8 protein-coding genes are annotated in these 8,111 nt (G+C 69.1%); 5 read left to right on the top strand and 3 right to left on the bottom strand.

Translation table 11 applies throughout. The features are described 5' to 3' along the window. Positions 1 to 570 precede the first annotated feature (570 nt). The 5 genes from gap (at position 571) to EDF47_RS02640 (ending at position 4,304) form a co-directional block, all read left to right on the top strand. The gene (gap, locus tag EDF47_RS02660) at positions 571 to 1,575 is read left to right on the top strand and encodes a type I glyceraldehyde-3-phosphate dehydrogenase (protein ID WP_111083958.1); all 1,005 of its coding nucleotides are present in this window, start codon (positions 571 to 573) and stop codon (positions 1,573 to 1,575) included. A 3-nt stretch (positions 1,576 to 1,578) separates the two neighbouring features. After that, positions 1,579 to 2,796, top strand: coding sequence for a phosphoglycerate kinase (locus EDF47_RS02655; protein ID WP_133936601.1), 1,218 nt, complete (start codon positions 1,579 to 1,581; stop codon positions 2,794 to 2,796). Beyond that, a complete protein-coding gene (tpiA, locus tag EDF47_RS02650) occupies positions 2,793 to 3,572 on the top strand; it encodes a triose-phosphate isomerase (RefSeq protein WP_111084168.1) in 780 nt (259 codons plus the stop codon). The genes EDF47_RS02655 and tpiA overlap by 4 nt, the downstream gene beginning before the upstream one ends. 108 nt (positions 3,573 to 3,680) lie before the next feature. After that, on the top strand, positions 3,681 to 3,932 hold the full coding sequence (secG, locus tag EDF47_RS02645; RefSeq protein WP_017887256.1) for a preprotein translocase subunit SecG: 252 nt from the start codon (positions 3,681 to 3,683) through the stop codon (positions 3,930 to 3,932). 3 nt (positions 3,933 to 3,935) lie between these two features. Beyond that, positions 3,936 to 4,304, top strand: coding sequence for an RNA polymerase-binding protein RbpA (locus EDF47_RS02640; protein ID WP_027465686.1), 369 nt, complete (start codon positions 3,936 to 3,938; stop codon positions 4,302 to 4,304). Between the two features lie 444 nt (positions 4,305 to 4,748). Here the strand turns inward: EDF47_RS02640 and pgl are convergent, their stop codons facing one another. From pgl to zwf, 3 genes are all read right to left on the bottom strand, one after another. After that, on the bottom strand, positions 4,749 to 5,519 hold the full coding sequence (gene pgl, locus EDF47_RS02635; protein ID WP_132100322.1) for a 6-phosphogluconolactonase: 771 nt from the start codon (positions 5,517 to 5,519) through the stop codon (positions 4,749 to 4,751). Positions 5,520 to 5,617: 98 nt separating this feature from the next. Further along, a complete protein-coding gene (locus EDF47_RS02630) occupies positions 5,618 to 6,562 on the bottom strand; it encodes a glucose-6-phosphate dehydrogenase assembly protein OpcA (protein WP_111083961.1) in 945 nt (314 codons plus the stop codon). After that, the gene (zwf, locus tag EDF47_RS02625; protein ID WP_111083962.1) at positions 6,559 to 8,097 is read right to left on the bottom strand and encodes a glucose-6-phosphate dehydrogenase; all 1,539 of its coding nucleotides are present in this window, start codon (positions 8,095 to 8,097) and stop codon (positions 6,559 to 6,561) included. The genes EDF47_RS02630 and zwf overlap by 4 nt, the downstream gene beginning before the upstream one ends. Between the last annotated feature and the right edge of the window lie 14 nt (positions 8,098 to 8,111).

Below are 8,111 nucleotides of genomic sequence, written 5' to 3'. Positions count from 1 at the left end.
GAGAGCCCTCCCTCGGAGGCGAGCGCATCGGCTGGTTCCCCGGCAAGGAAGCGGCGCACGAGGTCACGTTTCACCTCGAACGAGTACGAGCGTCTGGGGGAATCCATGAGCACCTCCGGACCATGCAGCAACCACCGTTGATGCAAGCGTCGCACCGGTTTCCGTGTCACTCCTAGCCGACGAGCCGTCGCCCAATCACTCAACCCCCGACCGAACCACTCCACCGCAGCCACCCGCTGCGCACTCGTCAACGACGACGCGGTACCACCCACACGAACCATCCCCGGATCTCGAACCGACTAATCAGTCCAAGAACCGGGGACCAGTCCACTGGCACCGCGCCTCCCGTCCGTTCTGTGGGGGCAGCCCACGGGCCGCACCGACGTCGTTCCGGACGCTGCGGACGACCGTCCGGACGGACCGTCACACCGCACTGCCTGGCAGGGTCCGACTGCTAGGGTCGTTACGGCGACGTTACGGGGCGTATCGTCCACCACACGCGGGCCCGACAGGGCCAGCGCCCTCCGAAAGCAGCGCCCCTCGGGCGCTCCACACCCACCAGGAGATCCATTGACCGTCAAGATCGGTATCAACGGCTTCGGCCGTATCGGCCGCAACTTCTTCCGGGCCGCCCTCGCGAAGGGCTCCGACCTCGAGATCGTGGCGGTGAACGACCTCACCGACAACGCCGCGCTGGCGAACCTGCTGAAGTTCGACTCCATCACGGGTCGTCTCGGCGTCTCCGTCGAGCTCGACGGCGACAACATCGTCGTCGACGGCAAGGCCATCAAGGTCCTCGCGGAGCGCGACCCCGCCAACCTCCCCTGGGGCGAGCTGGGCGTCGACATCGTCATCGAGTCGACCGGCTTCTTCACCAAGGCCGCCGATGCGCAGAAGCACATCGACGCGGGCGCCAAGAAGGTCATCATCTCCGCCCCGGCCACCGGTGACGACGTCACCATCGTCCTCGGCGTGAACGAGGACCAGTACGACCCGGCGAACCACAACATCATCTCGAACGCGTCGTGCACCACGAACAGCCTCGCGCCGCTCGCCAAGGTGTTCAACGACAAGTTCGGCATCGAGCGTGGCCTCATGACCACGATCCACGCCTACACCGCCGACCAGAACCTGCAGGACGGCCCGCACAAGGACCCCCGTCGTGCCCGTGCGGCCGCGCTGAACATCGTCCCGACCTCGACCGGTGCCGCCAAGGCCATCGGCCAGGTCATGCCGGAGCTCGCCGGCAAGCTCGACGGCTTCGCGCTCCGCGTCCCGGTCCCGACCGGCTCGATCACCGACCTCACCCTCGAGACCAAGTCCGAGGTCACCGTCGACGAGATCAACGCCGCGTACAAGGAGGCCGCAGAGGGCCCGCTCAAGGGCATCCTGCTCTACAGCGAGGACCCGCTGGTGTCGACCGACATCACGACGGACCCGCACTCCTCGATCTACGACTCCGGCCTGACCAAGGTCATCGGCGGTCTCGTGAAGATCACCTCGTGGTACGACAACGAGTGGGGCTACTCGAACCGTCTCGTCGACCTGACCGAGTACGTTGGCGAGCGTCTGTAACACATGGCCCTCCGCACCCTCGAGGACCTCGACGACCTCGCCGGCAAGCGCGTCGTCGTCCGTTGTGACCTGAACGTCCCGCTCAAGGACGGCACGATCACGGACGACGGCCGCGTGCGGGCGTCCCTGACGACCCTCAACACCCTCATCACCGCCGGCGCGCGCGTCATCGTGATCTCCCACCTGGGCCGCCCCGACGGGGAACCCAAGCCGGAGTTCTCGCTCGCGCCGGTCGGCCAGCGGCTCTCCGAGCTGCTCGGCAAAGAGGTCACGTTCGTCGGCGAGACCGTCGGCGACGAGGCGACCGCAGCCGCCGAGGCCCTCGAGGACGGCGACGTCCTGCTGCTCGAGAACCTCCGGTTCAACCCGGAGGAGACCTCGAAGGACGCTGCCGCGCGCTCCGCGTTCGCGGACCGCATCGCGGCACTCGGTGACGCCTTCGTCTCCGACGGCTTCGGTGTCGTGCACCGCAAGCAGGCCTCGGTCTACGAACTCGCGTCCGCGCTGCCCAGCGCAGCCGGTTCGCTCATCGAGACCGAACTGCGGGTGCTCGAGCGCCTGACCTCCTCGCCGGAACGGCCGTACACGGTCGCGCTCGGTGGCTCGAAGGTCAGCGACAAGCTCGGCGTCATCGACCACATCCTGCCCAAGGTCGACACGCTGTGCATCGGCGGCGGCATGCTCTTCACCTTCCTCGCGGCCCAGGGCCACGGGGTGGCGAAGTCGCTGCTCGAAGCCGACCAGCTCGACGTCGTCCGCGAGTACCTCTCGCGGGCGAAGGAGCTCGGCGTGACGATCGACCTGCCGACCGATGTCGTGGTGGCCTCCGGGTTCTCCGCCGACGCGGCGCACGAGACGGTGGCGGCCGACGCGATCGAGTCGTCGTCGTTCGGCACCGACGGCATCGGCCTCGACATCGGTCCGGAGACGGCGGCGCGGTTCGCGTCGGCGGTGTCCGGTTCGAAGACGGTGTTCTGGAACGGCCCGATGGGCGTGTTCGAGTTCCCGGCCTTCGCCGCCGGCACGAAGACCGTCGCCAAGGCCCTGACCGAGGTCGACGGCCTCGGTGTCGTCGGCGGTGGCGACTCCGCCGCTGCGGTCCGCTCGCTCGGCTTCTCGGACGACCAGTTCGGGCACATCTCGACCGGTGGCGGTGCGAGCCTCGAGTTCCTCGAGGGCAAGTCGCTTCCCGGTCTCGAAGCACTGGGGTGGTCCGCATGACCCGAACGCCGTTGATCGCCGGCAACTGGAAGATGAACCTGGACCACCTCCAGGCCATCGCCACGGTCCAGAAGCTCGCATGGACCCTGAAGGACGCCCGCCACGACTTCGACGACGTCGAGGTCGCGGTGTTCCCGCCCTTCACCGACCTGCGGAGCGTGCAGACGCTCATCTCGGCCGACAAGCTGCCGATCCACTTCGGTGCGCAGGACCTGTCGCAGTACGACTCCGGTGCCTACACCGGCGACGTCTCCGGCGCGTTCCTGTCGGCGCTCGACGCGCAGTACGTCATCGTCGGACACTCCGAGCGGCGCACGCTGCACGGTGAGACCGACGAGGTCGTCGCGGCCAAGACCGCCGCAGCCGTCAAGCACGGCCTCGTGCCGGTCGTGTGCGTCGGCGAGACCGGTGAGCAGCGCGAACAGCGCGGCGCCGGCGTCGTGCCGGTCGAGCAGCTCCGTGTCGTGCTCGACGCCGTGCAGCCGTCCGACATCGTCGTCGCCTACGAGCCCGTCTGGGCGATCGGTTCCGGCCAGGCGGCCACCGCCGAGCAGGCGCAGGACGAGTGCGCCGCGATCCGTCGCGGCATCGCTGCTGCCTGGGGCGACCAGGCCGCTGCCGACACGCGCGTCCTGTACGGCGGTTCGGTCAAGTCCGGCAACATCGCCGGGTTCCTCCGTGAGCCCGACATCGACGGCGCCCTCGTCGGCGGCGCATCCCTCGACGTGCAGGAGTTCGCGGCGATCGCCCGGTTCCGCCAGCACGTCGGGCTGTAGCCACACCGGCTGTCGTCGGGCTGTAGTCCGCACCACTCCGGTCCGTGTACCGGCCGTGCCCCGCGCGGCCGGTACACTGGTACGGCTGACTGACACGAAAGGTACGTCGTGGCGATACTCTCCGTCGTGCTGCAGGTCCTGCTCGCAATCACGAGCCTCCTGCTCACGCTCCTCATCCTCCTGCACAAGGGCCGCGGTGGCGGCCTCTCCGACATGTTCGGTGGCGGCGTGACGAGCAACCTCGGGGCGTCCGGCGTCGCCGAGCGCAACCTCAACCGCATCACGGTGATCCTCGGTCTGGTCTGGATCGTCTCCATCATCGTGCTCGGTCTCATCAACAAGTTCACGGCGGGGGTCTGATCCATGGCTAGCGGAGGCAGTGCAATCCGAGGGTCCCGCGTCGGCGCCGGACCGATGGGCGAACAGGACCGTGGGGTCCAGGCCGAGCGTGTGGCGATCTCGTACTGGGACGCCCTCGGCAACGAGGTCGTGCGGTACTTCGCCGCGAACCTGCCGGACGAAGAGATCCCCGAGACGGTCGATTCGCCGTCGAGCGGGCTCCCCGCCGGGCGTGACAAGGAGAACCCTCCCGTGGTCTCCAAGACGGAGCCCTACAAGACGCACCTCGCGTACGTGAAGGAGCGTCGGACTGAGGAAGAGGCAGCGCAGCTCCTCGAGGACGCGCTCCAGCAGCTCCGCGAGCGTCGCGGTACCGCCGCCAAGAAGGCGTAGCGCACACACACTGACGAAGGCCCCCGCACCGCGATGGTGTGGGGGCCTTCGTGCGTCGTGGGCGCGGTTGGCAGTGCTCACCGCGCGGGGGCTTACTCGCCGAGTGGTCACGACGCGCCGTGTGCGGCTCGCGGTGGTGGCACGTTCTGTCGCTTGCGGCGCCCGCAGCCGACAGTTCTTGACCGCTCGGCGTCGTGTCGGCGGGGTGTCGCAATCGTTCGGTTGCCTGGTGCCGCGCGGAGAGCCGGATCGCCGAGTGGTCATGACATGCCGCGTGCGGTTCGCTGCGGCGGCGGGTTCTGTCGCCCGGGCCCGCGTTCAGGCGACACTTCTTGACCGCTCGGCGCCGGCGAGCGGGTGTGGGGCGGCGGTGGGAGCGACCACAGACGGACGGGAGGCCCGGTGCCAACTGGCACCGGGCCTCCCGTCAGGCAGGACGCGCGTCTAGTACGTCGACGCGATGAGGTTCTCGGGGACGTCGCGCGCGGCGTCCTGGTCCACGAAGAAGACGGTGCGCTTGCGACCCTGGACGCCGCCCACGGGGACGTCCTCGACGGAGGCGCCCGCCAGGGCGAGCCCGAGGACCGACGCCTTCTCGGCACCGGACAGGATGACCCACACGCGCTGCGAGGCGTTGATCACCGGGTAGGTGACCGTCAGGCGCTGCGGCGGCGGCTTGGGGGAGTCGTCGACCGACACGACGGCGCGGTCGGTGACCGTGAGCTGCGGGAACTCGGGGAAGAGCGACGCGGTGTGCCCGTCGGGGCCGACACCGAGCAGCGTGATGTCGAAGCGCGGAGCGACGGCGCCCTCGTACGCGGCGTCCTGGAGCTCACGCTCGTACTGCAGCGCGGCCACTTCGATGTCGATGCCGGCGTCGGACGCGGGCATCGGGTGGATGTTCGACTCCGGGATGTCGACGTGGTCGAAGAAGTCGGTCTGCGTCCCCGTGGTGTTGCGGTCGGCGTCACCGGCCGGCACCCAGCGCTCGTCGACCCACCAGACGTGGACCTTCGACCAGTCGACGCTCTCGCGCGCCGGCGACTGGCCGATCGCGGCGAGGACGAGGGACGACACCGAGCCACCGCTGATCGCGATGTCGGCACGCTCCTGCTCGTCGAGCACGTCGATGATCTTGGTGATGAAGCGTGCGGCGACCGAAGCGCCGAGGGCCTGCTTGTCCGGGTGCACGAGCACCCGCCGTTCGTTGGTCACGTGACTCCCGTGTTCGTGGCGGCCGACCGGTCGTACGACCGCCTTCGGTCCGGTCGGGCCGCCTGCACCAGACAGACGACCCGACCGTTGTGGGGTGCTCAGCGGGCGATGGTCTCGCGCAGCTGGGGAACCCCGTGCTTGACGACGTCTCCGAAGAGGACGTCCGGGTCGAGTCTACGGAGTTCCTCGGCCAGGCAGTCACGCAGGTTGCGGCGTGGCAGCGACAGGTCGTGCGTGGGCTGACCGGGCATCGAGAGCGTCGCGACGTCCACCAGGGAACGCTCGAGGTCGATGGTGCCCGACTCGCGCACGAGCTTGACGCCGTGGATGCCGCTCGAGCCGGTCGCACGCGGCGACGTGGTGACCGTCACCGGCACCTCGAGCTGGAGCTGCAGCCACGCGGCGAGCAGGATCGTCGACGGGCTGTCCGACGCGCCCGTCACCTCGACGCCCGTGATGGGCTCGTACGGCGGCTGGTCGAGCGCCGCGGCGAGCTGGTTCCGCCACAGGGTCAGCCGGGTCCACGCGAAGTCGGTGTCGCCCGGAACGTACGAGGCACCGAGGGCCTCGATCGCGCCGTTCGGGTCCTTCTGCGCGGCGGCGTCGGTGATCCGGCGCTGGGCGATGCGGCCCAGTGCCGAGGCCGACGGCTGCGACGGCGCGGTCTGCGGCCACCAGGCCACGACCGGGGCGTCCGGCAGGAGCAGGCCCGTGACCAGGCTCTCCTCGTCGGTCGCGGTCTCGCCGTAGGCGCGGAGGACGATGACCTCACTGGCGCCCGCGTCGCTGCCCACGCGGATCTGCGCGTCGAGACGGCCGGGCGACTTCGTGTCGCCGTCGTTCTTCGACACGATGATCACGCGCATCGGGTGCTCGCGGGACGCCTCGTTCGCGGCCTCGATCGCTTCTTCCTCGTGGCCGAGGGCCGTCGAGATGATCAGCGTGAGGACACGACCGAGGGCGACGGCGCCGCCCTCTTCGCGGATGTGGACGAGCTTCTTCTGGATCTTCGAGACCGTGGTGTTCGGCAGGTCGATCTTCATGGACGCCTCCAGGTCCGGCCGTCGCGGGCGAGCAGGGCATCGGCGGACGCCGGACCCCACGTGCCGGGACGGTACTGCTCGGGCTGGCCCTGCGTGGCCCAGAACTCCTCGATCGGGTCGAGGATCTTCCAGGACAGCTCGACCTCCTGGTGCCGCGGGAACAGCGGCGGATCGCCGAGGAGCACGTCGAGGATGAGTCGTTCGTACGCCTCAGGGGATGCCTCGGTGAAGGCGTGGCCGTAGCCGAAGTCCATCGTCACGTCGCGCACCTGGGTGCCGACGCCGGGGACCTTCGAGCCGAACCGGAGCGTGACGCCCTCGTCCGGCTGGACGCGGATCACGAGCGCGTTCTGACCGAGGGGGGACTGCGAGTTGCCGTAGACGTCCTCGGGGACGCGCTTGAAGACGATCGCGATCTCGGTCACACGGCGCCCGAGCCGCTTGCCGGCGCGCAGGTAGAACGGGACGCCCTGCCAGCGACGGGTCGCGATGTCGAGCTTGATCGCGGCGTACGTCTCGGTGCCGGACTCGGGGTTCATCCCGGCCTCGTCGAGGAAGCCGAGCACCTTCTCGCCGCCCTGCCAGCCGCCGGCGTACTGTCCACGCGCCGTGGCGGTCGACAGGTCCTCGGGCAGCCGCACGGCGGACAGCACCTTCTCCTTCTCGGCACGCAGGTCGGCGGCCTTGAACGAGACGGGCTCCTCCATCGCGGTGAGCGCGAGGAGCTGCAGCAGGTGGTTCTGGATGACGTCGCGCGCAGCGCCGATGCCGTCGTAGTACGCGGCACGTCCCGCGACGCCGATGTCCTCGGCCATCGTGATCTGCACGTGGTCGACGTAGTTCGAGTTCCAGATGGGTTCGTACATCTGGTTCGCGAACCGGAGCGTCAGCAGGTTCTGGACGGTCTCCTTGCCGAGGTAGTGGTCGATGCGGAACACGTCGTCGGGCGCGAAGACGCTCTCGACGATCGCGTTCAGCTCGCGCGCGGTGCGGAGGTCGGAGCCGAACGGCTTCTCGACGACCACGCGGCTCCACGAGCCCTCGCGCTTCGCGGTGAGGCCGGACAACTTCAGCTGCTCGGTCACCACCGGGAACATCTTCGGCGGGATGGACAGGTAGAACGCGTGGTTGCCCAGCGTCCCGCGCTCGGCGTCCAGGTCGTCGACGGTCTGCTTGAGCTGCAGGAACGCCTCGGGGTCGTCGAACGAGCCCTGGACGAAGCGGATGCCCTGTTCGAGCTGACGCCAGACGTCCTCGTCGAACGGGGTGCGGGAGTGCTCCTTGACGGCGTCGTGCACGAGCTGGGAGAAGTCTTGGTCCTCCCAGTCGCGACGGGCGAAGCCGACGAGCGCGAACCCCGGGGGCAGGAGCCCCCGGTTGGCCAGGTCGTAGACCGCCGGCATCAGCTTCTTGCGTGACAGGTCGCCCGTCACGCCGAAGATGATGAGCGTGCTCGGTCCCGCGATCCGGTTCAGTCGACGATCCGTCGGCAGCCGGAGCGGGTTGTGCTCCGGGGTGATTGCCACCGGTGACATGAGTCGGTGAACTC

This window comes from Curtobacterium sp. PhB190, assembly GCF_004365385.1.
Classification (GTDB): Bacteria; Actinomycetota; Actinomycetes; order Actinomycetales; family Microbacteriaceae; genus Curtobacterium.
Note: the sequence above shows the minus strand (reverse complement) of the source record. Positions and strands in the feature narration are given on the sequence as shown.